This window comes from Rhodanobacter sp. OK091 (assembly GCF_900142825.1).
Classification (GTDB): Bacteria; Pseudomonadota; Gammaproteobacteria; order Xanthomonadales; family Rhodanobacteraceae; genus Rhodanobacter.
In genome coordinates, this window is sequence record NZ_FRCH01000001.1 from 920,441 (window position 1) to 946,470 (window position 26,030).

21 protein-coding genes are annotated in these 26,030 nt (G+C 64.8%); 11 read left to right on the forward strand and 10 right to left on the reverse strand.

The window, feature by feature from the left end; translation table 11 throughout:
- Window positions 1–45: 45 nt before the first annotated feature.
- Window positions 46–1,944, reverse strand: a complete 1,899-nt coding sequence (locus tag BUA26_RS04455; RefSeq protein WP_072760024.1) for an esterase/lipase family protein — start codon at window positions 1,942–1,944, stop codon at window positions 46–48.
- A gap of 171 nt (window positions 1,945–2,115) precedes the next feature.
- On the opposite strand from BUA26_RS04455, the gene BUA26_RS04460 reads away from it, so the two are divergent.
- Window positions 2,116–3,102, forward strand: coding sequence for an Lnb N-terminal periplasmic domain-containing protein (locus tag BUA26_RS04460; RefSeq protein WP_072760025.1), 987 nt, complete (start codon window positions 2,116–2,118; stop codon window positions 3,100–3,102).
- A 22-nt stretch (window positions 3,103–3,124) separates the two neighbouring features.
- Here BUA26_RS04460 and BUA26_RS04465 read toward each other — a convergent pair whose 3' ends face one another.
- Entirely contained in the window at window positions 3,125–4,567 is a 1,443-nt protein-coding gene (locus BUA26_RS04465) for an RNB domain-containing ribonuclease (RefSeq protein ID WP_255368160.1), read from the reverse strand.
- Between the two features lie 206 nt (window positions 4,568–4,773).
- Here BUA26_RS04465 and BUA26_RS04470 point away from each other — a divergent pair, with 206 nt between their 5' ends.
- Window positions 4,774–5,247 (forward strand): GNAT family N-acetyltransferase, encoded by a 474-nt coding sequence (locus BUA26_RS04470; protein ID WP_072758247.1) that lies wholly within the window; start codon window positions 4,774–4,776, stop codon window positions 5,245–5,247.
- Between the two features lie 55 nt (window positions 5,248–5,302).
- Here BUA26_RS04470 and BUA26_RS04475 read toward each other — a convergent pair whose 3' ends face one another.
- Window positions 5,303–6,085 (reverse strand): SapC family protein, encoded by a 783-nt coding sequence (locus BUA26_RS04475; RefSeq protein ID WP_072758249.1) that lies wholly within the window; start codon window positions 6,083–6,085, stop codon window positions 5,303–5,305.
- Between the two features lie 252 nt (window positions 6,086–6,337).
- On the opposite strand from BUA26_RS04475, the gene BUA26_RS04480 reads away from it, so the two are divergent.
- Window positions 6,338–6,937: an HNH endonuclease gene (locus tag BUA26_RS04480; RefSeq protein WP_072758251.1), complete on the forward strand. Its 600-nt coding sequence runs from the start codon at window positions 6,338–6,340 to the stop codon at window positions 6,935–6,937.
- A 32-nt stretch (window positions 6,938–6,969) separates the two neighbouring features.
- On the opposite strand, the gene BUA26_RS04485 is transcribed toward BUA26_RS04480, so the two are convergent.
- Window positions 6,970–7,386 carry a low affinity iron permease family protein gene (locus BUA26_RS04485; RefSeq protein ID WP_072758253.1) on the reverse strand — a complete coding sequence of 139 codons (417 nt, stop codon included), beginning with the start codon at window positions 7,384–7,386 and terminating at the stop codon, window positions 6,970–6,972.
- Window positions 7,387–7,530: 144 nt separating this feature from the next.
- Here BUA26_RS04485 and dxs point away from each other — a divergent pair, with 144 nt between their 5' ends.
- Window positions 7,531–9,423, forward strand: coding sequence for a 1-deoxy-D-xylulose-5-phosphate synthase (gene dxs / locus BUA26_RS04490; protein WP_072758254.1), 1,893 nt, complete (start codon window positions 7,531–7,533; stop codon window positions 9,421–9,423).
- Between the two features lie 12 nt (window positions 9,424–9,435).
- Here dxs and prmC read toward each other — a convergent pair whose 3' ends face one another.
- Both prmC and BUA26_RS04500 read right to left on the reverse strand, forming a co-directional pair.
- Window positions 9,436–10,260: a peptide chain release factor N(5)-glutamine methyltransferase gene (prmC, locus tag BUA26_RS04495; RefSeq protein WP_072758256.1), complete on the reverse strand. Its 825-nt coding sequence runs from the start codon at window positions 10,258–10,260 to the stop codon at window positions 9,436–9,438.
- The gene (locus tag BUA26_RS04500; RefSeq protein ID WP_072758258.1) at window positions 10,253–14,356 is read right to left on the reverse strand and encodes a hypothetical protein; all 4,104 of its coding nucleotides are present in this window, start codon (window positions 14,354–14,356) and stop codon (window positions 10,253–10,255) included. Before BUA26_RS04500 ends, prmC begins: the two co-directional genes overlap by 8 nt.
- 159 nt (window positions 14,357–14,515) lie before the next feature.
- On the opposite strand from BUA26_RS04500, the gene BUA26_RS04505 reads away from it, so the two are divergent.
- Both BUA26_RS04505 and BUA26_RS04510 read left to right on the forward strand, forming a co-directional pair.
- Window positions 14,516–15,529, forward strand: coding sequence for an NADP-dependent oxidoreductase (locus BUA26_RS04505; protein ID WP_072760027.1), 1,014 nt, complete (start codon window positions 14,516–14,518; stop codon window positions 15,527–15,529).
- Window positions 15,530–16,509: 980 nt separating this feature from the next.
- Window positions 16,510–16,983, forward strand: coding sequence for a hypothetical protein (locus BUA26_RS04510; protein WP_072758260.1), 474 nt, complete (start codon window positions 16,510–16,512; stop codon window positions 16,981–16,983).
- A 148-nt stretch (window positions 16,984–17,131) separates the two neighbouring features.
- Here BUA26_RS04510 and BUA26_RS04515 read toward each other — a convergent pair whose 3' ends face one another.
- Entirely contained in the window at window positions 17,132–19,813 is a 2,682-nt protein-coding gene (locus tag BUA26_RS04515) for a M1 family metallopeptidase (RefSeq protein WP_072758262.1), read from the reverse strand.
- 339 nt (window positions 19,814–20,152) lie between these two features.
- Here BUA26_RS04515 and BUA26_RS04525 point away from each other — a divergent pair, with 339 nt between their 5' ends.
- The 5 genes from BUA26_RS04525 (at window position 20,153) to BUA26_RS04545 (ending at window position 24,444) form a co-directional block, all read left to right on the forward strand.
- Window positions 20,153–21,124 (forward strand): LysR substrate-binding domain-containing protein, encoded by a 972-nt coding sequence (locus tag BUA26_RS04525; protein WP_072758264.1) that lies wholly within the window; start codon window positions 20,153–20,155, stop codon window positions 21,122–21,124.
- A gap of 130 nt (window positions 21,125–21,254) precedes the next feature.
- Window positions 21,255–21,674 (forward strand): rubrerythrin family protein, encoded by a 420-nt coding sequence (locus BUA26_RS04530; RefSeq protein WP_072758265.1) that lies wholly within the window; start codon window positions 21,255–21,257, stop codon window positions 21,672–21,674.
- 129 nt (window positions 21,675–21,803) lie between these two features.
- Window positions 21,804–23,147 carry a (Fe-S)-binding protein gene (locus tag BUA26_RS04535; RefSeq protein ID WP_072758266.1) on the forward strand — a complete coding sequence of 448 codons (1,344 nt, stop codon included), beginning with the start codon at window positions 21,804–21,806 and terminating at the stop codon, window positions 23,145–23,147.
- A gap of 113 nt (window positions 23,148–23,260) precedes the next feature.
- Entirely contained in the window at window positions 23,261–23,842 is a 582-nt protein-coding gene (locus BUA26_RS04540) for a DUF3501 family protein (RefSeq protein WP_072758267.1), read from the forward strand.
- Window positions 23,843–23,844: 2 nt separating this feature from the next.
- Complete coding sequence (locus tag BUA26_RS04545; protein ID WP_072758268.1) at window positions 23,845–24,444, forward strand: hypothetical protein; 600 nt, start codon at window positions 23,845–23,847, stop codon at window positions 24,442–24,444.
- 53 nt (window positions 24,445–24,497) lie between these two features.
- On the opposite strand, the gene msrA is transcribed toward BUA26_RS04545, so the two are convergent.
- The 3 genes from msrA to BUA26_RS04560 are packed head-to-tail and all read right to left on the reverse strand — an operon-like array spanning window position 24,498 to window position 26,023.
- Window positions 24,498–25,139 carry a peptide-methionine (S)-S-oxide reductase MsrA gene (gene msrA, locus BUA26_RS04550; RefSeq protein ID WP_218587773.1) on the reverse strand — a complete coding sequence of 214 codons (642 nt, stop codon included), beginning with the start codon at window positions 25,137–25,139 and terminating at the stop codon, window positions 24,498–24,500.
- Window positions 25,140–25,192: 53 nt separating this feature from the next.
- Window positions 25,193–25,711, reverse strand: coding sequence for an adenine phosphoribosyltransferase (locus BUA26_RS04555; protein WP_072758269.1), 519 nt, complete (start codon window positions 25,709–25,711; stop codon window positions 25,193–25,195).
- 36 nt (window positions 25,712–25,747) lie between these two features.
- Window positions 25,748–26,023 (reverse strand): putative signal transducing protein, encoded by a 276-nt coding sequence (locus BUA26_RS04560; protein ID WP_072760029.1) that lies wholly within the window; start codon window positions 26,021–26,023, stop codon window positions 25,748–25,750.
- Window positions 26,024–26,030: the final 7 nt, after the last annotated feature.

A 26,030-nucleotide genomic window follows, 5' to 3' on the forward strand; every position in this document is an offset into this window, starting at 1 on the left:
CCCTGCGACGCGGGGGAGGAACGCGCAAGGCCATGCTGCTCGCGGCTACGGTTGACCGGCTCGCACTGCCTGTGCGTGCAGCGCGAGAATCCTGCGCAATTCCAGGATCGCCGCCGGAGTTTCCTGCACGCTGTGCCATGACGGCACGGCGAGTTCGGAGTCGGCGCCATCGAGGTGCGCGCTCTGGTACGGCACGACGCCGTCGCTGCTGGTGACGAGCGGGCCGGCAGGTTTGTAGTCGCCGATGATGGTGTGATAGCGCACGCGCGGCGAGATCGGCAGGTTGGCGGCGGCGACGATGAAAGGGTCGGTGTCGCTGAGGTTGTCGATGCTGTTGGGTATGCGCAGCGGCGTGGCCGTGCCGGAACCTTCACCCTTCAGCAGATCGGACAGGCTGGCCACTTCCTTGAGCACGTTGACCGGCAGGCGGATCAGGTTGCCGATCCAGCGCGCCAGCCGATGCTGCGCGTATGGCGTGCCGCGATGCGGCGACGCGAGGAACACGGCGCGGGTGACCTGCGGCATCGGCGTGAACTGCAGATAGGGCGCGAGACGTTTGCGCACGCGTGCGCGCTTCTCCGGCGAGAGATTGGCGCGCAGGGGCACGACATCCCACAGTTTGTCGCCGCTCGATGACACCAGCAGCCGCGCGATGACGCCGCCCATGCTGTGGCCGACCAGCACCATGTTCTGCGAGGCGCGCGCACGGCCGGATGGATCGAAATGCTGCAGGGTCGTGTCGAGCGCCTTGTGGATCTGCGCGAGGTTCACCGCGACGGGCGCGTTGGTCGGATAGTAGACCTCCCATACCTGGTAATTGCGGCGCAGGTATTCGTCGCCCATGACTTCGTTCGCCACGTTGATCCACGCCTCGGGACTGCTGGCCAGGCCATGCAGCATGACCACGGTGAGGCGATCGGGATCGTACGGCTGCATCAACAGCACGCGCGGCGTGGTGATACCGCCTTCGCGACCCAGCAGCGAGCGGATCGACTGGCTGGCGAACCCGGAACGCGCCAGCCACATGCCATAGGCCGCGGTGAAGTTCGCACCGAGCGGCACCATGCGACCGCCCACGGTGATGCTGCTGTCACGATACGGATCCCTCGCCAGCAGCTGCACCTGTCTCGTGGCCAGCACCTCGGCCAGCGTATGGCCATCGAAGACCAGCGCGCCAGTCATCGACACATAGCCAGGGTTGCGCCACGGCACTTCGGCGGCGTGCGATTCCGGCGACGCGACGGCGACGAAATTCGAGCCGAAGCCGTCGCGCTGGTAGACGTTGCGCAGGCCGTTGAAACGCAGGTTGGAGGCAGGAATGAGTTCCGTCGGCACACGCGCGTCGCCGGCCAGGCGCACGTCGGTCTGGGGTCGCAATACGGTCCAGCCGGCCAGCGAGGTCTGCGTCCACTGTGTGCCGAGCTGCGGCAATTCATGGAAGAAGCGGACCACCGCGCGCTGCACCGCGAAGTTGTAGAAGCCGATCACCTGCACCTGGCGCAATTCGAAGGCGCGATCGGATGGCTGGCGCACCGTGTAGAAGAGGTAGGCATAGGCATAGCGCGCGGACTGCAGGTAGGCATCGAGCGTCGCGTCGTCCATCGGCGTGCCGGCGTTCGCGCGGTCACTCTTCATCGCCTTGCTCATCCACAGTTCGGACAACGTCGAAAGCCGCTGCTCATCGGTCAGACCGCCTGAACGGGCGACGGTATCCGTGCAATCCGCGAACGCACGCGCGCAGGCATCGGCAGCGAGCGCGACCACGTTGAGCGACTGCGCCGTGCCGTCGCTCAGGCGGCCGCTGCCGAGGATGTCGGCGCGCCGTTCCGCGACATAGTCGTGCGGCTTGATGTTGCTGACCCCGACCATGGCGCACGCGCCGAGGGAAAGCAGCATGGCAAGGGCGATGCATCGCACGATCCATATCCGTGGTCCGCTACTCATGCTGCTGTGGTCCATTCGACGGGTGGCGGGGTGATTGTAGCGATCGGATTGCAAGCCGGGCTCGCTCCTGCGCCGGGCCATGCATTGTCTTCCCGCGATCAAAGCCGCAGGCTTGCGGTGGCGGTCGAGCAGCAGAGAGATGATGGTGGAGAGATGATGGCGAAGAAACTCATGGTGGTGGGCCGGGCCGTGCTATTCGTGGTGACCGCGCTGGTTACGGTCCTGTCGGGCGCGTGGGGAACGCTCGCGCTCTGGTACCAGCTGCCGGGCAGCGCGGTCGCCCGAACGCTGGGCGGCGCGACCTGGGCGCTCGCTGTGATCGCGCTTGCCGTGTTCGCGATCAGCCGGCGCAGTTGGTTGCCGCTGGGCATCTACGCGGCGATGTACGGGGCATTGCTGATCTGGTGGGCGAGCATCGCGCCGTCGAACAACCGGGTGTGGTCGGACGATGTCGCCCACATGCTGACCGGCCATGTGCAAGGCAACGCGGTCACGCTCGACAACGTACGCAATTTCACCTGGCGCACCGACGACGACTACGATGCACATTGGGAGACGCGCCATTACGACCTGGATCGCCTGGTCTCCGCCGACGCCGTGCTGTCCTACTGGGGCAGCAAGGCGATAGCGCATGCCATGATCTCGTTCGGCTTCGACGACGGCAGCCATGTGGTGTTCTCCGTGGAGATCCGCAAGAAACGCGGGGATCAGTATTCGTCGATTGGCGGATTTTTCCGCCAGTTCGAAACAACCCTGGTCGCCGCCGACGAGCGTGACATCATCCGTGTGCGTACCAACGTGCGTGGCGAGGACGACTATCTCTACCCGCTGCGCATGGACAAGGCCACCATGCGTGCGCTGTTTCTTTCCTACGTGCAGGCGGCGAACACGCTGTCCGTCACGCCGGCGTTCTACAACACGATCACGTCGAACTGCACCACGATCGTCTATCGGATGGCGCGGCAAATCGACCCCGGACTGCCGTGGGACGCGCGCCTGCTGCTGACTGGCTACCTTCCCGAATATCTCTACAAGATCGGCGCGGTGGATCGCAGCGTCCCGGTCGAGCAGCTGCGTCAGCGTGGGCGCATCACCGACAAGGCGAGAAACGCTTCCGCCTCCGATTTTTCCAGAGCCATACGCTCGGATTCCCGTTGATCGCTACGCCTAGGTCCTTGCTTCAATCCGCCAGCTCGAAACGCGTCACGCGCTTGACCGGATCGGCCTCGATCAGGGTGACTCTGACGTCGGCGCCGAGCGGCAGACTGGATGCGCTCGACACACTGGCTTCGATCGCCGGATCGCGCACGATCACGACGCCTTTGCCGGGTGCATTGGCGGCGACTTCGACGATGGCGCCATTGAAGGTTTCACCCACGCGCGGCGCCAGCACCGCAGCTTCGGCCAGATCGAGCACGGCTTTCTCGTACTGGCTGGCGCGATGCCCGGAAGCCTGCATCGTGACAGGCAGACCAGGCAACGCAGCCAGTGCCCAGGTGGGCACGGGCTGGTTCGCGCACAGCGCCACGCAGACTTCGCCGGTGTAACGATCGACGAGGCGGCGCAGCGGAGCCGTGGCGTGGGTGTATTCCGCCGCTACCGCCCACTGCACCGGCTGCGCGGGCAGCTCGCCATTGAATGCCGTGTAGCCGGCGCCGCGCAACACGGTGGTGCACGCGGTCAGCATCGCGACATGAGTGTCTTTGGCGGGATCGAGCGAACGGATGAATGCGGGATAGCTCAAGGCGTCCGGCCAGTCGATGCCCAGCGCCCTTGCGGTGATGCGCAGCCGCTGCAGCGACTGCGGCTCGGGTTCGGGTAAGGTGCGCAGCAGGCCGACCTTGGCCCGCACCATCAGTTGCGCCGCTGCCATGCCGGTCAGCAGCGATATCTGCTCGTTCCAGTCCTCGACGGCCAGACGCGCGCGGAATGCCAGCGACCAGCGGCCGTCGACCACGTCGACTTCCTGTTCCGGCAACGGCAGGCTGATGCCGCCACGCGCTTGTTCGCGCTGCTTGCGCAGCTCGCCGATCTCGCGCAGTACGGCCCACATCGGATCGGCGGTGCCGGCATCGATCTGCTGCTGCACGCCGGCATAGTTGAGCTTGGCGCGGCTGCTGACGCGGGCGCGCCGCACGTCGATGCTTGCGATCTCGCCGGTCCTGTCCAGTTCGATCGTCCACAGCAACGCGGGACGCAGCTCACCGGGCAGCAGGGACGTAGCGCCCTCGGACAGCACCTTGGGATGTAGCGGGATCTTGGCATCCGCACCGTACAGCGTCTCGCCGCGGCGGTTCGCTTCAAGGTCGATGGGATCGCCGGCGGTGACGAAAGCGGCAACATCGGCAATCGCGTAGTAAACCCGGTGACCGCCGTCGGTGCGCTCGACGTACATCGCCTGATCCAGGTCCATCGACTCCGGCGGATCGATCGTGACCAACGCGATATCGGTGCGATCCAGTGCCGGCAACCGCGGATTGGCGGCGGCCTGCGCAGCGGCGGCCTCGACTTCCGGCGGAAACGCCAGCGGCAGTTTCAGCTGACTCTGGATGTCGCGCATACCTTGCACCAGCACGCTGTCGCCGGTGGGCTGGATGTGGATGCGGCGGGTGGTGGTCGGCACGGGCGATATCCTGGCGTGATGGTTTGCGGCAATCCGGGCGGGCATGCGGCGCGCCTGGTGCAGATGGCACATTTCTCGAAATATACACGTCTCGGACAATCGGCCGGCGCCGCACGCAGGCGGCTCATCCACCGACCGGGACTTCCGTCGCCCTCGCTCAAGGTGTAGAAACGACAACGTTATCCCCGCCCCGCAATCGATTCCTCATGACCGACACATCCTTGCTGATTCGTCTGGCCGAAGACGACGACGATTTCATCCTCTCGCTGGTACCACGCTTCGTGGATTTCAACTTGCCGCCGTGGCGGCGCCGGCACGAATGCATCGAGGGCATTCGCGATGACCTGCTGCGGCATCTGGAGGATCAGCCGGCGAACAGCTTTTTGTTCGTGGCCGAGGACGCCGATGGCGAACGGGTCGGCTTCATCCATCTGCAGCGCACTGCGGATTTCTTCACCGGGCGCAGCAATTGCCACATCTCCGATCTGGCGGTGGCGCCGAAACACGAGGGCAACGGTGTCGGCAAGGCACTGCTGACGCATGCCGAGGACTGGGCGCGCGAACACCATTGCCAGCTGGTGACGCTAGCGGTGTTTCCCGGCAACGAGCGCGCGCGGGCGCTGTACGAGGCGACGGGCTACGCGCCGGATCTGCTCAGGCTGGCCAAACCGGTGCACTAAAACAAAAAAGCCGCCCGAAGGCGGCTTTTTTCTGATCTGTCGCGATCGACGGCGATCAGTTCTTGGTGGCGCCCGCCGCCGCTTCGGCCTGCTCACGCACGTCCAGACGCTGGGCCAGACGGTCGATGTTGATCAGCGACAGCAGATGCGCATAGATCCAGCCGAGCACGCCTTCACGCAGCAGCTCATGGGTGACCTTCTCGTCCAGCGCGCGCAGCTTCTCTTCACTGACCACGAACAGGCCATTGAGATTGATCGACCGGCCCTCCTTGCCGTCGGTGCCGTCCTTCTGCAGCCGGATGTTGCGCGGCTCCAGCAAGTCGTGCTTGACCAGCTGCTCCATGAACCACTTGGTGCGCGCAATGTTCTGCTGGAATTCGCCGAGGAAGCCCACGGCCTTGCTCAGCATCTCGCTGTCGCTGCCGTCTTCCATGAACAGACGCTCGCCTTCGCTGGCGTTGAAGCCTTCGTAGCTCTCGTCGAGGAACACGGTGAAGTCATCGCCTTCCTGCCCGGCCGGCTTCTCGGCCAGCACGAACGGGTAGCGGCGCACAAAAGCCGGGATATAGGTGTCTGCCGCCCAGCGACCGTCGGCATCGACATACAGGTTTTCGTTCTGGCGCAGGCCGAGCATGGCCATCGGGCCGGCTTCGGCCATCGACGTGCCACCAAACACGATCAGCAGATCGCGGGCAGCGATGCCGAACTCCACACCGGTCAGCGGCACCGAGTGCGCATTCATCGCGAATTTCACGTTCGGCACGCCCTTCAGGCGCAAATCCTTGTGTTCGGTGCGGTTGAGCGGCACCGGGTGCTCGTAGAAAAGAACTTCGGCCACGTTACTTACCTCTGCCCCCGCCGTGCCGGGTCACCACCGAAGCGCCCCTACCAAACCCGGCGTCAGGTCTGTGTTGACTGGCAATCATATCAGCGCTTCCGCGCCACGGCGACTGTCCTCCCCGTGCTTATCGGGGCGTCCCTCGCCCGATTTGCATGCGGATTGCAATGAAATTGTTCTATGCTCGGGCTAGACAAGCATCCTGCATTGCCGAAAACGCTCTTTCGAAGCCCAGGCTGAAGGACGATTTACATGCTGATGGAAGTGCCAAGTCGGGCCGATCTCCATGCGACCCGTGTGTTGTCACTGGACGCCGCCGGCCGCATCCTCGACTGGATCAGCTGGCAGGACGCGGTTTGCCTGTACGTCCGCGATGCGGTCGCCTGGACGCTGGGCGACCCTTGCCTGACCGTGCATGGCGGCCACAATCGCCTGCTCGGCTCACAGAGCCTCATGCACCTGCACCCCATCATCGCCAGCACCGGCCATTGCCGGGAGCATGCGATCGACCCTGCCCCGGCGCTCACCAACACGGCGCTGTTCGCCCGTGACCGCCATATCTGCCTTTATTGCGGCGAGCACTTCACCCGCAGCGAACTGACCCGCGACCATGTGCTGCCGATTTCCAAGCACGGCAAGGACGAATGGGAGAACGTGGTCAGCGCCTGCCTCGCCTGCAACCTGAAGAAGAGCAACCGCACCCCGCAGCAAGCCAACATGCCGCTGCTAGCAGTGCCGTACCGGCCGAGCTGGGTCGAGCACCTGATCCTGTCCAATCGCAACATCCTCGCCGACCAGATGGAATTCCTGGTCAGCCGCCTGCCGCGCGACCGGCGGCCGATCGCCGCCTGACTTCGGGCGGCCCGATCTCAGGCGGTGTGCTCTCAAGCGGCGTCGTTGTGCAGGTCGCCGGTATCCCGTTCGATCGTCTCAAGTGTGCTGTAGGCGGCTTGTGCCAGTCTGCAGTAGTGCTTGCGGATGCGATCCAGGTCATCCTCTTCCAGTTCCTCCAGATTCAGCAGCGCGTTATGGGCCTTGCTGGTGCGGATCAACTCGTCCAGCTTGATCTGCAAAGCCGCCGAATCGCGGTTCTGGCTGCTCTGGATCAGGAAAACCATCAGGAACGTGATGATCGTGGTGGACGTGTTGATCACCAGTTGCCAGGTGTCGCCGAAGCCGAACAGCGGTCCGGTGGCCGCCCATAGCACGATCATGGTTGCGGCGAGAATGAATGCCGTCGGCTTGCCGGCCTGGCGTGAGGTGGCTTCGGCGAAATGGCGAAACAGCTTGCGTACGGTCATGGTCGGGTTCCCTGCTGGAAGATGTCCCGCAGCGTTGCTTCAGCGACGTATGCATCGTGTGGAGAGATGTTTGCAGCGGCTCTGCCCCGGCCTGTTCATATGTCTGCCCTTGCCCCGCCCCGCCGCTGGACCAACAATACGCAGATGAACGATCTTTCCCACTATCCCCATCTGGCCCCGATCGAGACCCCAGCCGATTTGCGCCTCGTCCCCGACGACGAGCTGCCGGCCGTAGCGGACGAACTGCGCCAATACCTGATCGAGGCCGTGGCCAGCTCCGGCGGTCATTTCGGCGCCGGCCTGGGCGTGGTGGAGCTGACCGTGGCGCTGCACCATGAATTCGACACGCCGCACGACCGCCTGGTGTGGGACGTCGGCCACCAGTGCTATCCGCACAAGATCCTCACCGGCCGTCGCGAACGGATCACCACGATCAAGAAAAAGGACGGCCTGGCGCCGTTCCCGCGCCGCGAGGAAAGCGAATACGACACCTTCGGCGTCGGCCATTCGTCCACCTCGATTTCGGCCGCGCTGGGCATGGCGATCGCGGCGCAGCGCAAGGGTGACCAGCGCAAGGTGGTGGCGGTGATCGGCGACGGCGCCATGACCGCCGGCATGGCGTTCGAGGCACTCAACCATGGTGGTGACGTCGAGCCCAACATGCTGGTGGTGTTCAACGACAACGGCATGTCGATCAGCGAAAACGTCGGCGCGCTGACCAAGATGATGGCCCGCGCGATGGCCAGCCACACGCTGAACGCCCTGCGCGAACGCGCCAAGCGGGCGATTCCCAAGCAATCGCTGTTCGGGCGCTTCTTCAAGCGCTGGGAAGAGCACGCCAAGGGCATGTTCGTACCCTCGACCTTGTTCGAGGAGCTGGGCTTCCACTACACCGGCCCGATCGATGGCCACAATATTCCCCAGCTGTTGCATGCGCTGCGCACGGTGAAGGATCTGCCCGGCCCGCAGCTGCTGCACGTGATCACCACCAAGGGCAAGGGCTACGCGCCGGCCGAGCAGGCGCAGATCGAATATCACGCGGTAGGGCCGTTCGACCCGCAGGCCGGCCTGGTGAAAAAGAACGCACCGGCAAAGCCGAGCTATACCGATATCTTCAGCGACTGGCTGTGCGACCAGGCGGCGGCTGACGAGCGCCTGCTGGCGATCACCCCCGCGATGCGCGAAGGCTCGGGCCTGGTGCGCTTCTCCAAGGAATACCCGCAGCGCTACTTCGACGTGGCGATCGCCGAGCAGCACGCGGTAACGCTGGCCGCGGGCATGGCCTGCGAGGGCGCGAAACCCGTCGTGGCGATCTACTCGACGTTCCTGCAGCGTGCCTACGATCAGGCGATCCACGACGTGGCGCTACAGAATCTCGACGTGACCTTCGCGATCGACCGCGCCGGCGTGGTCGGCCCGGATGGCGCTACCCACTCCGGCAGCTTCGACCTCACCTTTCTGCGCTGCCTGCCGAACATGCTGATCATGGCGCCGGCCGACGAGAACGAATGCCGCATGATGCTGAGCACCGGCTTCCAGTATCGGGGCCCCGCCGCAGTGCGCTATCCGCGCGGCAGCGGCCCCGGCGTCGCCATTCATCAGCAACTCGACACCTTGCCGATCGGCAAGGCCGAGCTGCGTCGGCGCGGCCGCGGCGTGGCCCTGCTCAGCTTCGGCACGATGCTGGCACCGGCTGCCACGGTCGCCGCCGAGCTCGACGCGACCCTGGTCAATATGCGTTTCGTCAAGCCGCTGGATGAAGCGCTGATCGTGGAGCTGGCAAAAACCCACGACGCCTTCGTCACCCTGGAAGACAACGCGATCGCCGGCGGCGCCGGTTCCGCCGTGGCCGAATGCCTGGCCGCGCACGGCATCACGCTGCCGATCCTGCATCTCGGACTTCCGGACGTCTATCTGGAACACGGCAGCCGCGAAGAAGTACTGAGCATGGCCGGCCTGGATCTGCCAGGCATCCGCCGTGCGATATCCGCGCGTTTCCCGCAACTGGCCGCATCGAACATCGCCAGCATCGGCTGAGGCCGCTCCTGTCTACCCGAAGCGGCCGCCACTGACACGGTCGCGCTGCTCCAGGTCCTGGGCGGTGAATACTTCGGCATAACCCGCCTCTTGCAACAACGCACGGGAAGCCTCGCCCTGGTTCCAGCCATGCTCGAACAGCAGCCAGCCGCCGGGGTGCAGGCGGGCGGGTGCGTCGTGCACGATGCGGCGGATATCGTCCAGGCCATCGAGGCCTGAAGCCAGCGCGCTGACCGGCTCGAAACGCAGATCGCCCTGCCCCAGGTGCGGATCGGCGGTCTCGATGTATGGCGGGTTGGAGACGATCAGCTCGAACTGCCGACCGGCCAGCGGCGCCAGCCAGTCGCCATGCACGAACGCGATGTTGCCGATGGCGTGACGTTGCGCATTGCGCCGGGCGACGGCGAGAGCATCGGCGCTGGCGTCGGTGGCGACCACCTGCGCATGCGGTCGTTCGTGCGCGATGGCCAGCGCGATCGCACCGCTGCCAGTGCCGAGATCGGCCACGCTGCAAGCATTATCGTCCGGCAGGCGCTGCAAGGCGAGTTCGACCAGCAGCTCGGTCTCCGGGCGCGGGATCAGCGTGGCCGGAGTCACTTCCAGATCCAGCGACCAGAAGCCGCCGTGGCCGGTGATGTAGGCCACCGGCTCACCGTTCGCACGACGATCGAGCAGTCTTGCGTAATCCGTCTGGACGTCCATATCCGGCACGTCGTCGGCATGCGTAAACAGCCAGCTGCGCGGTTTTTTCACGACGTGCAGCAGCAGCAACTCGGCATCGAGACGCTCACCGAGCTGCTGCGTGGCTGCCGCCAACATGTGGCGGACATCAAGCATCGTGTGGCTCTGGCGCCGGTGGTGGCGGCGGTGGCGTCGATCCGGATTTCGGTTCGCGCTTGCGCCAGTAACCGCCGTGCGTCCACGCATCGAACGCCCAGCGCAACCAGCCGATCAACGCGTTGGCCAGCCACAGCGCCCATGCCAGCATGGCCAGTTTGTAAACCCACAGCGAAACGCTGAACACGCCGCCGCCGGGCAGCGCATTGGCGCTCTGATCGGCGAACCAGTGCAGGCTCCATGCGCTGGAGTCGTTGCCTGCCACATGCATGTCGGGCAGGCCGAGCAACCCCTTCGGTACCGCGCTGATCAACACGGCCAGCGCCACCAGCGTGAGTGCGGCGAGGCCGAATTGCAGCAGGTTGAATGTCGTCGGCGTCAGTCGCTCTGCCGGCGCCCCGCGCGCGCGCAAACCCAGGAGGATCAGCCATAGCACCACCAGCGCATAGGCACTCCAGGCGAACGCGGAGAAGCCCAGTCCAAGCAGTAGCCAGTGATGGAAACGCAACGGCGTCGGCGCATAACGCGCCAGCAGCCACGCCGCCAGCAGCAGCACGATCAGTTGCGACCAGTACAGCACCGCCGGTCCGGCCGTCGGTCCCCACGTCCACAACACCCAGCGATCCTGCGGCAGCTGCAGTGCGAGGCTGATGTTCGCCACCGGCGCGTGCAGTGCGAACGCCGGCGTTTGCGTGCGCGCGGCAACGCCATGAGGTTCGCGCAGGCGCAACGTGTAATCGTGCGCACCGGGCAACAGCGGCAGGCTGAGCTTGCCCTCGCGTACAGCGAGGTTGATCGGCTGGTTGTCGCGCTGCGCCTCCAACAACTCGGCACCCGCCGGCAGATCAATCGCATGCTCGCCACCGCGCGTGCTGCGCGCATGCAGGCTCAGCGTGGTCTCACTCGCACGCTCACCTGCCGTGCTGGTCAGCTGCACGCCATCGAAGGCCAGACTGTCGCCTGCCACCGCCACCGGTTGATTGAAGGCAAGCTGCAAGCTCTCACCCGGCAACGGCTGGTAAAGCAGGCCGTCGTCGCTGGCGCTCGTCGGCACGCCCTTGGCATCGACATGCCACATCGGTGCGGCATGGATTTCCCAGACTTCGGCACGCTCGCCAAGGTCCGGCGCCTTCAACGCCAGCTGCGCGGCATGATCGAGGCGACTGGTCCAGCTCACGCTGTTGCTGTTCGCGTTGAAGGTGATGTTGATGCGGCCATCCTTGACCAGCGCATCGTCGCCAAGCGGATGCTCACCGGGCAGCAGCGGCAGCGTGGTGCTGAAGCCGCCCTGCTGCGGAGCGATGCGTTCGGCCACGTTCTGTATCGTCCAGTCGAGACCCAGGACCAGACGGCGGGTCAGTCGCACATACGGCGGAAAACTCTGAGCGGCCGGAAGATTCTTGCCGTCGCTGGCGGTACGCACGCGATGCAATGCGATGCTGTCGCCCAGCACACGACCATCGTCGACACCATCCAGCGACCACCCCTGACCATTGAACGTCACGCGCTGCGGTCGCTGCGCAAAACGCAGACTGACACTGTCGGCCACTCCGATGCGGTAATGCAGGCTCACCCGGTGCACGCCGCGGTCCAGTCGCAGCAGCAATTGACCAGCGTTGCGCGTGAGCGGCGCGTCGGCATGACCGTCGACGACGACATCGAGCAATTGCAGTGCATCGTCGGCCTGCGGCAATGGCAGCGCGACCGGTGCACCGATATGCGCTTCCAGCTCCACATCGAGCGCATCGCCATTGACCTGCAGCTGTGCCTGCGCCAGATCCGCACAGGTCGGTGCGCATTTCGGCGCCTCGGTCAGGCGGTTTCGCAGCTGCTCGAGCAATTGCTCGCTGGGCAGGCTCTGTGCATGCACGCCATGCGGCAACAGCGCCAGAGCCAGCAACGCGGCACCCGCCATGCGGCCACCACGCCAGCCAGCCCAGCGGCCACGCCACGGCAACAGCAGAGTCGTCACCAGCTTCGCCAGCAAGAGGGCCAGCAGCGCGACCATCGCCACGCGCAGCAAGCGCACCAGCCACGAAGGCGCGATCACCAGCCGCGTGCTCTGCTCCGTCGTCACCGGGCCGGACCAGCCCAACTGGTAGTTGTTGCCCTGGTTCCAGCGCGGCATGCCGGCACCAGCCTGGATCACGCTGCGGGTATCGACCTGGCGACTGCGCCCCCCGACTGACGCTAGGTCAGCCGCCGGCGACGATGCAGCGGTCATATCCGATGACACTTCTTCCACTTGCGCCGGTGGCGGGGGAGGCGGCGCTGCCTGCGCCATGATTTGCGGCGACGCCACCTGCTGTTTCATTTTCATCTGCGCATTCGCATAAACCCCTTCCTCCGCTGCCTGCTCGGCGTAACCCGCCGAAATGATCCGGCTCTGGCTTCCACCTTCCAGTTGCGGATGCAATGCGTACTGCAGCTGCGTCGCGGTGAACGGCAGCGTCCACAACGCTGCCAGCGCGAAGACCGCCACCGCACCCATGCGTGCAGCAGAGCGCAGCCGCCCTTCCGGCAACGCGCGCAGCAGCAATGCCAGCGCCAGCGTGACGGCCAGCGTCCACAGCGGCGCATGGTTTTCGTGTTGTGCCAGTGCGAGATAACCGGCAGCAAGCAGCGCCCAAGGCCAGCCGAGCAGGCGGCCGGCCAGCAGCGCGATCAACGCCACCACGAACAGGTCGAGCAGGCTCCATTGTGCGACCCAGGAATCGGGCGAACGATCGACGCCGACCGTACCGAGCAACCGGTAACCCGAAGGCAGGTGCAAGGTGGCCTGGATGCCCTCCAGCGGTATCTGCCAACCCGCGCTCGGGAGCGCACCGCGGTAGGTGGCGAGACGCAGGCCGGCATTGAGGTCGAGCTTCTGCTCGCGCAGCTCGACGCCACTTCTATCGTTGGCGCCCTTGGTGATCAGCAGCGGCTCGTCGCCCTGCGCAGCGCGCTGCAGTTGCCATGGCGCCGCTACGTCCAGCCGCTGATGATGGCGCAGCTCGCCGGTGAGATGATCCGCAACGCTGAGGCCTGCACCGTTGAAATCCAGCCACAGCTCGCGCTGCAAATGCAGCTGATCGCCTTGTCCACCTTCATCGCCGCGCGTGCCCTGCTCGATCGCCAGGCCTGCGTTGTCGCCGAGAGCATAAGCAGGCAGATCACTCCAGTCGGACGGCACACCAGCCTGTGCTGCGTCGGTGGCATTGCCCTCGACGCGCGTGTTGCGCAGATCGGTGTCGTCGGCATAGCTCCAGATTTCCTGCCGCGGCCACGGTGCGGCCGGCAGTTTCAGTGCCACCTTGCTCAGCGGCGCGACACTGCGGGCGGCGAGCGTGACCGTCCACTGTCCCGGCCGCAGCTGCACGCGCAGTTGGCCATCGTTCTCCAGTCGGGCAGGCAGGTCACCGGACAGCGCGGTCGCCACAAAACCCGCAGGCAATGCAGGACCAAGCAACTGTTCACGCGCGCTGCCGGTGACATTGAGCTGCAGCCGCGTTTCCAGCGTGGCCGGCAGCCCGTCTTCGAGACGGCGATAGACGCGCAACGACAGCGCATCGGCCGCCCGTTGCGCCGCGGCGGCTTCGCCGAGAGTGAGTTGATCGCCGTTGCGTTCGATGTGCGCGACGGCAGCACCGTCGACGTTCAGCGAGACCAGCCCGATCATGGCCGGCACGCGCAAGCGCGCGGGACGCGACGTCCACGGCAGCGTGCCGCTCAATTGATAGTCGCCCGGCATCAGCCACAGCATCGGCACACCGGCGCGCTGCAGTACCGTAGCCGTCTGCTTGTTGGCGCTGACCTGCTGCGGCCAGTTCCTTTCGTCGCCTGGCAAAGCCACCCAGCTCGGCGCGTCGACGTGCACGTTCAGGCTGAAGCGGCCGCCGTCCTTGCTGGCATCGAGGGTCAAGCGGCCGGGCCACGCGCATCGGTAACTGCCGTCGCCGGGCATCTGGTTGGCGAGGAACGGACAGTCGTGCTGCGGCACATCGTGCAACACCCAGCTCTGCCAGTCGCGCAACGACGCCGGTAAATCCTGTGCCAGCAATGGCGTGGCGAACAGCAACCCCAGACTCAGCAATCCAGCCAATCGACGAAGCATACGTTTCTCCCTGTGTGCCGTGTGGCCGGCACAGTGTAAGTGGAACACGCGGGCATGTAGGGGCTGGGGGCCCATAAGTTTTGCGTTGAAACCGTATCCCGGTGACCGGCCGCGCCACGCCGTATAGTCGTGGGCGAGCCCTCCCACACGGTGAACCGCATGTCCCTCGTCAATCGCCAGTTGCGTCTCAAGACCCGTCCCGAAGGCCTGGTCACACGCGAGGATTTCGACCTGGTCGAACAAGCCGTGCCCGAACTGAAAGACGGCGAAGTATTGGCGCGCGTGCTGTACCTCTCGATGGATCCGACCAACCGTGTATGGATGCGCGACATTCCCCAATACCTGCCGCCGGTGGCCATCGGCGAGGTGATGCGCGCACTCGGCCTGGGCCGAGTGGTGCAGTCGCGCTCCACGCAGTACCACGAAGGCGACCTGGTGCAAGGCGTTACCGGCTGGCAGGACTATCTGGTATTCCACGACAGCGCCAAAGGCTACGTGCGCCTGCCCGCCGACCCCGGCATCCCTTTGCCTACCCTGCTCGGCGCCTGCGGCATGAGCGGGGTCACCGCCTACTACGGCCTCACCGATATCGCCCCAGTACAAGCCGCCGAGACCCTGGTGGTCTCCGCCGCCGCCGGCTCGGTGGGTTCCATCGCTGGCCAGATCGGCAAGATCATGGGCGCCCGTGTGGTCGGCATCGCCGGCGGCGCCGACAAGTGCCGCTATCTCACCGACGAATTGGGCTTCGATGCCGCCGTCGATTACAAGTCCGCCGAGTTCAAGCAGCAACTCAAGGCCGCCACCCCCGACGGCGTGCACGTGAACTTCGAGAACGTGGGCGGCGAGGTAATGCGCGCGGTGCTTTCACGCATGGTCATCGGCGGGCGCGTGGCGCTGTGCGGGCTGATCTCCGGCTACAACAGCGGCGAACGGCCCAGTGACGACTTCGGCGTTTTCGTGATGAAGCGGCTGAGCATGCGCGGGTTTCTGGTGCTTGATTACACGAAGACGCGCGAGGCGGTGCAGGCGCTCAGCGGGTGGATTCGCGATGGGCGGTTGAAGGCCGAGGAAACGGTTGCCGAGGGGTTGGAGAATGCGCCGGTGGTGTTGAACCGGTTGTTTGATGGGAGTCATCGGGGAAAGCTGGTGTTGCGGGTGGACCCGCAGACGTAAGGTGTGATTGTTCTGTAATGCCTGCTTTCGGGGGCGGCCTTAGCCGGTCGACGCAAATGTTTGCCCTTGTAGGAGCCCGCTCGCGGGCGATGCTCTTCGCTCTTGGTTGGATTTGAAGCGAAGAGCTTTCGTGCGCCTTTGGCGCCCGAGTTACTTTCTCTTTGTGTGGCCAAAGAGAAAGGTAACCAAAGAGAAAGGCCACCCCGCTTGGCGCTTGCCGGGCTCCTGCCCGGCAAGTCCGTGAGCCGGGGCCGGGCTTTTCGACAGGACTCCTGTCCTGGCGAAAAGGCATCGGCATCCTTGCCGATGCCCCTGCGGGCCTGTCGACCCCGTCTCACCGCCGCACAGGGGCCCCGGGGAGAGCAGCGGGCCATCCTGCCCCGCACTCGATGGAAAGCTTAGAAGCAACGGCAAAAGAGCGAAGCTGCTCTGCTGTCGCTTTGCTTTGATCTGGCTCTTCTGAACAGTACGCGCAGGAGGCGCGTTGCTTTACCGGGGCCCCTCTGAAGCGGCGGGCGGGTGGAGGAACAGCCCGCAGGGTGGCCGGCACGGATGCCGGCCAGTTTGGCGTCAGCACAGGATGTGCTGTCGACAAACCCCGCAACCCACCCGCGGACTTGCCGGGCAGGAGCCCGGCAAGCGCGCAAGCGGGGTGTCGTTTTCTCTTGGTTACTTCTCTTTTGGACAAGCAAAAGAGAAGTAACTCGCCCTCCGCAGGAGGGTGAACGCTCTTCCCTTCAAATCAACCCACCCAGAGCAAGAGCATCGCCCGCAAGCGGGCTCCTACAAGAAGGGCCACGCAAATAGCTCGGCTGTCGAAGGCAGACGAAAGCGCTTCGCTTCACATCAACCCATCAAGCGCAAAGCCATCGCGACTGAAGTCGCTCCCACAGCCCATTCCCACATCCCACGGGAGAGAAAACCCAGGCATCCCACCCTCAAAAGACGTATCGTCCACTCTCCTCCAGATCAGACTCCCCATGGCGACGCCGAAACCCTACCCGCATGCCGACTTCCTGAGTCATCTGGAGCAAATCACCGCGTCCGTTCCGCTGACCACAGGCGCACCGATGTCGCCAGCGCTTGCACGCATGCTTCTGGCCGCAGACGGAACCGGCCAGCCGACGCGAGCCGTCGCTCACCTGATCCAGTTGTTGAAAGCCCGCAAAGCCATGCTGCAGGCATCGTTCGGTACGGCTGTGGTGGCCGACGAGCTGCGCCGATACCAGAAGTTCGCCAAACCAGGCCAGCCGTCGCCGCATATCGTCCAGCTGCGGCAGCAGCAGGCTGCCGCGCGGCAGGCCTCCAGTCAGTCGAAACAATCATTCATCAAGGCGGCGGCCGCATTCGTGCGGGAGGTCGGTATCGACGTGCCGCAGCGTGTGGCGATCGAAGTGTTCATCACCCACTGGATCGATGCCAACGTGCCGAAGGATGCTGTCGTCGCGAGCTGAGCTTCGGCTGTCGGAGGCACACCGATGACCGCCTCGGACCTGCGAAGCGTGTCGATGTTCGGGAAAAACCAAGGATCGAATTGACCGATCCGCTCAGCACGACGCCGGCACGTTCCACGTGCCGGCGTACATGCACCCTTCTTCGCGCTTACCGCAGGATCGCACCCGCATCCTGCTTGGTCTTGAGCGCACTGCACAGCTGGATCGATTCGCTGGTCTGCGCCAGACCACGATCGATGCCGGCGGCATCCTTCAGACGCGGCTTGAAGAACGCCTGCAGACGATCGCCTTCGGCGGTGGTGCAGCTGCCGCCAGCAGCCAGCGACGGCAGACGGCCACCGGAGAAGCTGCCGGTGCGGCCGAGGATCTGCTGGTAGTGCGCAGTGAACCACGTCCACATCGCATCACGCTGGACTGCGGTCTCGCGACCGGCGCGCAGCAGCATGGCCATCTCGCCGACCTTGACCGGCTTGGTCAGCGCGAAGTTGCGCACCTGTTCGGTCAGCGCCGGATCTTCCACGCTGGCCAGGCCGCCCAGGATGCCGTTGCGCAGGGCCGGGTCGCTGGTCTTGGGCAGTTCGGCGATCAATGCATCGACCGCGCTCTTGCCGTGTTCCTGCACCGCCATGCCCAGCGCGTCGCCGAGCAGATCCGGATCGGCAGCCGCAAGATTCAGGCGACCATCCGCCTTGGGCTTGAGCGCCGCCTCACCCTGCTTGAGCAGTGCCGCGCGAACTTCCGGCAATTTGAAACCGAAGGCCAGGCTGCTGGCCAGCTCGCTGCGCATCAGCGAGTTGTCCTCGGGCTCGCCTGCCTTGCGCTGGTAGCCGAGCTGCTGCAGACGCGGCAGATAAGCGTCCTTCGCCCATGCCGCCAGACGAGCGCGCTGGGCATCGGTGACAGCTTCGTTGCGATAGATCCAGCCGACCTGTTCCAGTGGAGCGGTGGCCACTTCGCGGATCTTCGAAGCGGTCAGTGGCTTCAGCGCGATCAGCACGTCGCCGGCATCCAGGTCGCCGTGGCGGAAGCTGGCATTGACCGCGTCGGCGTAGGCCAGCTGCTCGGCATCGCTGAGCTTGCCGACCTGCTTGACCAGACCGGCCACGCCGTCCTTGCCCAGGCTGAAACGGTAATAGCCGCTGGCGTTCGCGTTCGGCATCACCCAGGTCGGGTTGCTGGCTCCAGCCAACTCCATCGAACCGGTGGCCTTGTCCAGCATCTCGCAGCTGACTTTGCTGCCGTCGGCGGTGCCGTAGCGCACGCATACGGGCACGCCCCAGATGCGCTGCGCGTCGCCGGTGCTGCCGATCGGCAGGTAGCGGCTCTGGCTCAGCTGCAGCACGGTCTTGCCGTCCTTCTGTTCCAGCCTGGTCGCCACGTACGGCACGCCGGACTGGTCGAGGAAGCTCTTGAAGGCATGCTTGAACGCATCGCCCTTGTCGGCCGCGGTGGCGATCGCCGAGACCAGGTCGTCGGCGGTGGCATTGCCGAACTTCTGCTTCTGGATGTAGGCGCGCATGCCTTTCTGGTAGGTCTTCTCGCCCACGTAGTTCTCGAACATGGCGATGACGCCGGCACCTTTCTGATAGGTGATGCCATCGAACGCGGTCATGATGTCGCCGTTGCCGGTGATCGGCTGGCGGATGCTGCGCGCGCTGATCAGGCTGTCGTTGCTCATCGCGCCCTGCGCGCCGCGTACGCGATCGAGGTCGGCGCGGTATTCCGGATGCACTTGCATCGTCACTTTCTGCTGCATCCAGGTGGCGAACGCTTCGTTGAGCCAGATGTCGTTCCACCATTCGGTGGTCACCGTATCGCCGGTCCACTGATGCGCCAGTTCATGTGCGTTGACGTTGAACGAACCCTGCACATTGCGCGCCGGCGAATCCTTGTCGATCAGCAGCAGCCAGTCACGGAAGGTCACCAGGCCGGCGTTCTCCATCGCGCCCGCTTCGAAATCCGGGGCGGCGAGCAGGTCGAGCTTGTCCCACGGATAGCCGAAGCCGTAGTAGTTCTCCAGCGCATGGATGATGCTCGGCGTTTCGCCCAGCACATGCTGCATGCGATGCCCTTCGCCGGCGGCGGCGATGCCGCGCAGTGGCAGCGGCTTGGCACGGTACGTATCGGGCGAGATGTCCGGTGCCTTGACGACATCCCACGGACCGACGCCGAACGCGACCAGATACGTCGGCAGCGGCAGCGTCTGCGCGAAGGTCAGTGTCTTCCAGCCTTTGCCCGCCGCGACTTCTTTCACCTGCTGGGTGTTCGCCACGGCCGTCTGGCTGTCGGGAACGGTCAGGCTGATGTCGAACGGAGTCTTGAAGCCGGGCTCGTCGAAGCTCGGAAACGCGAAGCGCGCGCTGATCGGCTCCATCTGCGTCATGGCATACGGCTGGCCCTTGGCGGTGACCTTGTACAGGCCTTGCAGCTGCGCATTCAGCGGAGCGGTGTATTCAAACTTGAGGGTCAGGTTCTGCGGCGTCAACGTGCTGCCGAAATCCACCCGCACTACACCGGCCTTCGGGTCCGCCTCGACGTATTTGCCCGCATGCACTTTGCCGGCGGCGTCGATGATGTCGACCTTCGACACCTTCAGCTCCGCGCCGTCCAGCCACAGGTGATCGGAAGCCTGGGTCAGCTTGACCTTGATCGTGGTGGTGCCGGAAAAATCCGTCTGCGCCGGATCGACCTTGAACGCGATCTGGTACGACTGCGGTATCGCCCAACCCGGCAACCGGCCTTGCGGTGTCTGGTCGGCGGTGGCGGCAAACGCCGCGCCGCAACAGGCAGCCAGCGCGGTGAGCATAAAAGGACGGACAAGACGGCGCATACGATTTTCCCTGGGACTTGTGGAGAGCCCGCACGCTAGAACCGCCGTGACCTTCGACCCAGTGCCAGAAGGCACAGGCGCCGCGCCAGCGCGCATACATCGATGCCCCTTGTCCCGGGCTGGCTGCAGTTGCCGGGCGAAAAAAAACCGATGGCGAGTCACTTCGCCATCGGCCTGGGAAGCCCGCGCGCCTGCGGGGGAGAGGGAGGGACTCCGACGCGCGGGATGTTGCAGGTGGCCAGGATAGAACCCGCACTTGTATTGCTCCAATTGATTGTTACCATCCCTGCCATAGTGTGAATCTATTGAAAGCGTGAACTTATCGTGCCGGGGTGATCCATGAATCTGCGTGATCTCCAATACCTGGTTGCTCTTGCCGAACACCGGCATTTCGGGCGCGCCGCCGAGGCCTGCTTCGTCAGCCAGCCGACCCTTTCCACCCAGATCAAGAAGCTGGAGGACGAGCTGGGCGTGCCGCTGGTCGAGCGCACGCCGCGCAAGGTGCTGCTGACCGAAGTCGGGCGCGACATCGCCATTCGGGCACGCGATGTGCTCAACCAGATCGAGCATATCCGCGGCGTGGCCCGGCGCACGCTCGATCCCGAATCGGGCACGGTGCGGCTGGGCATCTTCCCCACCCTGGGTCCGTATCTGTTGCCGCATGCGTTGCCACTGGTGCGTGCCGCGTTCCCCCGGCTTGAACTATTGCTGGTCGAGGAAAAAACCGAAGCGGTGCTGCGCCTGTTGCGCGAGGGCAGGCTGGACGCCGGCATCCTGGCGCTGCCTCTGCATGAGGACAGCCTGCACAGCGAGTTCCTGTTCGAGGAACCCTTCCTGCTGGCGGTCTCGGAACAGCATCCGCTGGCGCACAAGCAAGGCCAGCTGAAACTGGCCGATCTGACCAACCAGAATCTGCTGCTGCTGGAAGACGGCCACTGCCTGCGCGACCAGGCGCTCGAGGTATGTCACATGGCCGGCGCCGGCGAGCGCAGCGGTTTTCGCGCCACCAGCCTCGAGACGCTGCGCCAGATGGTGGCTGCCAACGTCGGCATCACCTTGCTGCCGGTGACGGCGGTGAAGCCGCCGGTGGCGCCGGTTCAGGGTTTGCACCTGATCGAGTTCAAAGGGCATCCACCGAGCCGGCGCATCGCCATGGTCTGGCGCAAGAGCTCGGCGATGAATGTATTCCTGAAACGTCTGGCCGAGGTCTTCAGGCAACTGCCCACCGACTTGCTCGACGCCCGCCAGGCCGCCACGCCGGTATCGGAAAAGAAGATGGCGCCAGCCAGCGGCGGGGTCGCCCGCCGATAGTTGCAGGCTATTTGCTCCATCTAGACAATCAATTTCCTCGTTGCCCCCAGCCGGCGCTAGGCTCGGCTGTCGACGACCGCCACGGCCGCCTCCGCATTGCCCTCCCAGCCGCACGCCACGAGGTGATGTCATGAGCAACCTGAAAGGCTCCAAGACCGAGCAGAACCTGAAAGACGCTTTTGCCGGCGAATCGATGGCCAACCGCCGCTACCTCTACTTCGCCGGCAAGGCGGACGTGGAAGGATTCAACGACGTCTCGGCAGTATTCCGCTCTACCGCCGAAGGGGAGACCGGCCACGCCCACGGCCATCTGGAATATCTGGAAAACGTAGGCGACCCCGCCACCGGCCTGCCGTTCGGCGAGACCCATCTGAACCTGAAGAGCGCCATTGCCGGCGAGACCCACGAGTACACCGACATGTACCCGGGCATGAGCAAGGCCGCGCGCGAGGAAGGTTTCGACGAAATCGCCGACTGGTTCGAGACCCTGGCCAAGGCCGAACGCTCGCACGCCAATCGCTTCACCAAGGCGCTGAACGAGCTGGGCTGAGCTGCCCGCCGGCTTCGCTTTTTTTGTGGGAGCGGCTTCAGCCGCGATCAGGCGTAACGTTGTCCTGCAGCGCCCCGGTCGCCAGCCGACGATCGCGGCTGAAGCCGCTCCCACTTTGAGGAAACGACCATGGCCGAGCCCGTCAGCGGCACACGCGAAGGCAACCTGGACGCTCCCACCCGGCATCCGCTGGACTGGACCAATCCCGATTTCATGGATCAGCCATCGCTCGATGCGGAGCTGGAACGCGTGTTCAACATCTGCCACGGCTGCCGCCGCTGCGTCAGCCTGTGCCATGCCTTCCCCACGTTGTTCGACCTGATCGACGGGTCGAAGACGATGGAGATCGACGGCGTCGACAAAGCCGACTATCCCAAGGTCACCGAGCAGTGCTACCTGTGCGACCTGTGCTACCAGACCAAATGCCCGTACACGCCGCCGCATCCGTGGAACGTGGATTTCCCGCACCTGATGCTGCGCGCCAAGGCCACGCACTTCCACGAGCATGGCGCACCGTTGTCGGCCATGATCCTGTCGAATACGCGCGCGGTCGGCAAGCTGGCATCGATCCCGGTGGTGGTGCAGGTAATCAACGCCGCCAACCGCAATGCTGGTGCGCGCAAGCTGCTGGAAAAAACCATGGGCGTCGATGCCGATGCCCGCGTGCCCGCGTACCACACGCCCACCGCGCGCAAGCGCCTGCGCGATCTCGACGGCAGCGGCACGGTGACGCCGGCCGGCCGCACGCGCGGCAAGCTGGCGTTGTTCGCCACCTGCTATTGCGACCATTCCGATCCGGTGGTGGTCGAGGACCTCGCCGCGATACTCGCGCACAACGCGATCCCGACCCGGCTGGTCGAACAGGAAAGCTGCTGCGGCATGCCCAAGCTGGAACTGGGCGACCTGCAGACGGTGAAGATGTACAAGGAGCGCAATATCCCGGTGCTGGCGAAAATGGCGCGCGAGGGCTGGGACTTCACCGCGGCGATCCCGTCCTGCGTACTGATGTTCAAGCAGGAACTGCCGCTGATGTTCCCGGACGACGCCGACGTGGCGCTGGTGCGCGACCGCTTCTTCGATCCGTTCGAATATCTCGCCGAGCGGCACAAGGCGGGCCTGCTGCAGACCGACTTCAAGCAGTCGCTGGGCAAGGTCGCCTGGCAGGTACCATGCCACCAGCGCGTGCAAAAGATCGGCCCGAAGACCCGCGACATACTGCAACTGGTACCGGATACGGAAATCGTCACCATCGAACGCTGTTCCGGTCATGACGGCACCTACGGCGTGAAGCACAAGACTTATGCGAACTCGCGCAAGCTGGCCAAACCGGTGGAGAATCGCGTGGCGCAGGCGGACGCCGACCACTTCACCAGCGACTGCCCGATGGCCGGCGGCCATATCGCCCACGGCCTCGACGACAAGCCGGCGGCGGAGCATCCGCTGAGCCTGCTGCGCAAGGCGTACGGCATTTGAGAAACGAGTGGGAAAGAGCGAGAAACGAGTGAAGAGGAGTGAGAGACGAGTAAAAGCCCCTACTGCCCTCACTCACTTCTCACTCCTCCCCACTCTTCACTGATTTAAAGCCCATGCACAAGCTCACCCGCGCCGACCTGCTCACCCTCGAAGCCTATGCGCAGCAACGCGGCGAGTTCCGCGCCCGCGTGATGGCGCACAAGAAGCAGCGCACGGTGCACATCGGCGAACACCTGACACTGATCTTCGAGGATCGCCTGAGCGTGCAGTACCAGGTGCAGGAGATGCTGCGCATCGAACGCATCTTTGAGGCTGCCGGCATCCAGGACGAACTGGACGCTTACAATCCGCTGATACCGGGCGGCGGCAATCTCAAGGCGACCTTGCTGATCGAGTACGCCGACATCGAGCAGCGCAAGCGCGAACTGGTGCGCCTGCGCCACATCGAACACGCGATCACGCTGAGCGTGTACGGACATGCGCCGGTGACCGCCATCGCCGACGAGGATATGGAGCGCAGCAATGACGAAAAGACCGCCGCCGTGCACTTCCTGCGTTTCGAGTTCGATGACACGATGATCGCCGACTGGAATGCGGGCGCGCCGGTCACCCTGGCCTCAACGCTCCCGGCGATGCCGGTCGAGGTGACCCTGACACCCGAACAGCGCAGCACGCTGGCGGCCGATTTCGTCTGAGCATGCGCAAACTCCTGCTTGGCGCCGCCCTGCTGCTGGTGCTGCTGGGTGCGATGTCGCACTGGCGCCATCGTTCGCTGCATCCGCTACCGGGCGTGCTCGCGGCCGAGGCACCCGCGCAGGTCGACCTCGATCACGGCGCGCAATTGCAACGCGGCGACGTCACGCTGACCACCCGCGCTCATTTCGACATCACCGCGCGCGTGCTGTCACGCAAGGATTATTCCTGGGGCGCCGACGCCGAGCTGATCCCGGAAGACCTCGCCCTCGGCTGGGGCCGCATGTCAGACAGCGATGTGCTGGCAAACATCGACATCACTCAGTCCGATCGCTTCTACTACTGGCACGTGAAGGAATTTCCGATCCCGCGGCGCGAAATCGAAACCTCCAGCGCCAATATGCACATGATTCCCGCCGACCCCGGGGTGAAGCGCGAACTCGAACAGGTGCGCCAAGGCCAGGTCGTCCATATCGAAGGCTTTCTGGTCGACGCCAGCCGACCCGATGGCTGGCACTGGAACACCTCGATGACCCGTGACGACACGGGTGCGGGTGCGTGCGAGCTGGTTTACGTTGAAAGCCTGGATATCGTCACGCCTTGAATGCGATCCAGAAGGCTGGCACCGGCTGACGCAATCGCTTCATCCCGGCAAACTCATCCGATCGGGCAACGCACTCCCGTTCCGCCTGACCCGCCATACCCGTCCGGATTTTTCGACAGGTATTGCTGGTGCTCATCCTCGGCGTAGTAGAACGGGCCGGCGATGGATATCTCGGTGGTGATCGGATGAAGGCCGGCGCGGTTGAGTTCCGCCTGATAACGTCTGGCCGAAGCTTCGGCGATGCCTAGCTGCGCCACGCTGGACGTATAGACGGCCGAACGGTATGGGGTGCCGACGTCGTTTCCCTGGCGCATGCCCTGGGTCGGATCGTGGTTTTCCCAGAACACCTGCAGCAGCTGTTCCAGGCGAATCTGCTCCGGGTCATAGATCACCTGCACCACCTCGGCGTGGCCGGTCTGGCCGGAACAGACTTCATCGTAGGTCGGATTCGGCGTATAGCCGCCTGCATAGCCGACCGCCGTGCTCAACACGCCCGGCAGATCCCAGAACTTGCGCTCCGCCCCCCAGAAACAGCCCATGCCGAACAGCACCATCTCGCTCTGCGGATAATTCCTGGCCAGCAGCGAGCGCCCATGAACATGATGTGGCTGGGCTGGCGCCATTGCCCGCTCGCGTCCCGGCAGCGCCTCATGGCTCTGTGGCATCCGTTGCTTCCAGTCCCCTGTACCCATCATCGGCGCTCTCCGGACGCTACACCTCGCAGCCTACGGCTGCGCTGGGTGCCGCTTCAATAACGCAGCAGACTGTGCAACGGCTTACTCCCCTGCCAGCGGGTCCGCCCGCACGCCGCGACCAGTTCGACGACCACGCTGGCGCCGATCAGCTCGGCATCCAGCCTGCCGACCAGGGAGGCTGCCGCGGCCAGCGTGCCACCGGTGGCCAGCACGTCATCGACCAGCAGCACCCGTACGCCCGGCTTCAGCGCATCACTCTGCGCCTCCAGCCGATCGCTGCCGTATTCCAGTTGATAGTCTACGGCCACTACCGGCGGCGGCAGCTTGTTCGGCTTGCGCAACGGCACGAAACCGGCATGCAGCTTCTGCGCCAGCGCGGCGCCGAAAATGAAGCCCCTTGCCTCGATCCCGCAGACCGCCTGCACGCCGCTACCCTGCCACGGCTCGGCCAGCGCATCGATACACCGGGCGAAACCGCCGGCATCGGCGAGCAATGGCGTGACATCACGAAACAACACCCCAGGGCTGGGGAAATCCGGTACGGCACGAATCAGGGCGGCCAGGTCTTGCATGAAGCTCCTTGAGCATGTCGCGATGGCCGATGCGGCTCAGCAGGGTACGGTCAGCGGATCGTCGGGCAGGTCGTCGTCTTGAATGGCCAGCCGCGCCTCGCCGAGCTGGGCTTCCACTCCGCCCACGATGCCCCGGGCGATGGCCACGCTCGATTCGGGCACCATCACGGCGATGTAATCCATTGCCGGCAGCTGACCAATCGCGCCGGTCAGGTATTCGCCCGAGATGAATGCCGGGATGTCACCGGCTTCCAGCGCATCCTTGACCAGATGGGCATCGAACAGGTTTTCGGCGCGATAGACGATGTGCATGGCCTGC

Bases quoted from the DNA above. Each gene is read 5' to 3' on its own strand.
- BUA26_RS04455 (WP_072760024.1), bottom strand. From the start codon at position 1,944: ATGAGTAGCGGACCACGGATATGGATCGTGCGATGCATCGCCCTTGCC.
- BUA26_RS04460 (WP_072760025.1), top strand. From the start codon at position 2,116: ATGGTGGTGGGCCGGGCCGTGCTATTCGTGGTGACCGCGCTGGTTACG.
- BUA26_RS04470 (WP_072758247.1), top strand. From the start codon at position 4,774: ATGACCGACACATCCTTGCTGATTCGTCTGGCCGAAGACGACGACGAT.
- BUA26_RS04480 (WP_072758251.1), top strand. From the start codon at position 6,338: ATGCTGATGGAAGTGCCAAGTCGGGCCGATCTCCATGCGACCCGTGTG.
- BUA26_RS04485 (WP_072758253.1), bottom strand. From the start codon at position 7,386: ATGACCGTACGCAAGCTGTTTCGCCATTTCGCCGAAGCCACCTCACGC.
- dxs (WP_072758254.1), top strand. From the start codon at position 7,531: ATGAACGATCTTTCCCACTATCCCCATCTGGCCCCGATCGAGACCCCA.
- prmC (WP_072758256.1), bottom strand. From the start codon at position 10,260: ATGCTTGATGTCCGCCACATGTTGGCGGCAGCCACGCAGCAGCTCGGT.
- BUA26_RS04500 (WP_072758258.1), bottom strand. From the start codon at position 14,356: ATGCTTCGTCGATTGGCTGGATTGCTGAGTCTGGGGTTGCTGTTCGCC.
- BUA26_RS04505 (WP_072760027.1), top strand. From the start codon at position 14,516: ATGTCCCTCGTCAATCGCCAGTTGCGTCTCAAGACCCGTCCCGAAGGC.
- BUA26_RS04510 (WP_072758260.1), top strand. From the start codon at position 16,510: ATGGCGACGCCGAAACCCTACCCGCATGCCGACTTCCTGAGTCATCTG.
- BUA26_RS04515 (WP_072758262.1), bottom strand. From the start codon at position 19,813: ATGCGCCGTCTTGTCCGTCCTTTTATGCTCACCGCGCTGGCTGCCTGT.
- BUA26_RS04525 (WP_072758264.1), top strand. From the start codon at position 20,153: ATGAATCTGCGTGATCTCCAATACCTGGTTGCTCTTGCCGAACACCGG.
- BUA26_RS04530 (WP_072758265.1), top strand. From the start codon at position 21,255: ATGAGCAACCTGAAAGGCTCCAAGACCGAGCAGAACCTGAAAGACGCT.
- BUA26_RS04535 (WP_072758266.1), top strand. From the start codon at position 21,804: ATGGCCGAGCCCGTCAGCGGCACACGCGAAGGCAACCTGGACGCTCCC.
- BUA26_RS04540 (WP_072758267.1), top strand. From the start codon at position 23,261: ATGCACAAGCTCACCCGCGCCGACCTGCTCACCCTCGAAGCCTATGCG.
- BUA26_RS04545 (WP_072758268.1), top strand. From the start codon at position 23,845: ATGCGCAAACTCCTGCTTGGCGCCGCCCTGCTGCTGGTGCTGCTGGGT.
- msrA (WP_218587773.1), bottom strand. From the start codon at position 25,139: ATGATGGGTACAGGGGACTGGAAGCAACGGATGCCACAGAGCCATGAG.
- BUA26_RS04555 (WP_072758269.1), bottom strand. From the start codon at position 25,711: ATGCAAGACCTGGCCGCCCTGATTCGTGCCGTACCGGATTTCCCCAGC.
- BUA26_RS04560 (WP_072760029.1), bottom strand. From the start codon at position 26,023: ATGCACATCGTCTATCGCGCCGAAAACCTGTTCGATGCCCATCTGGTC.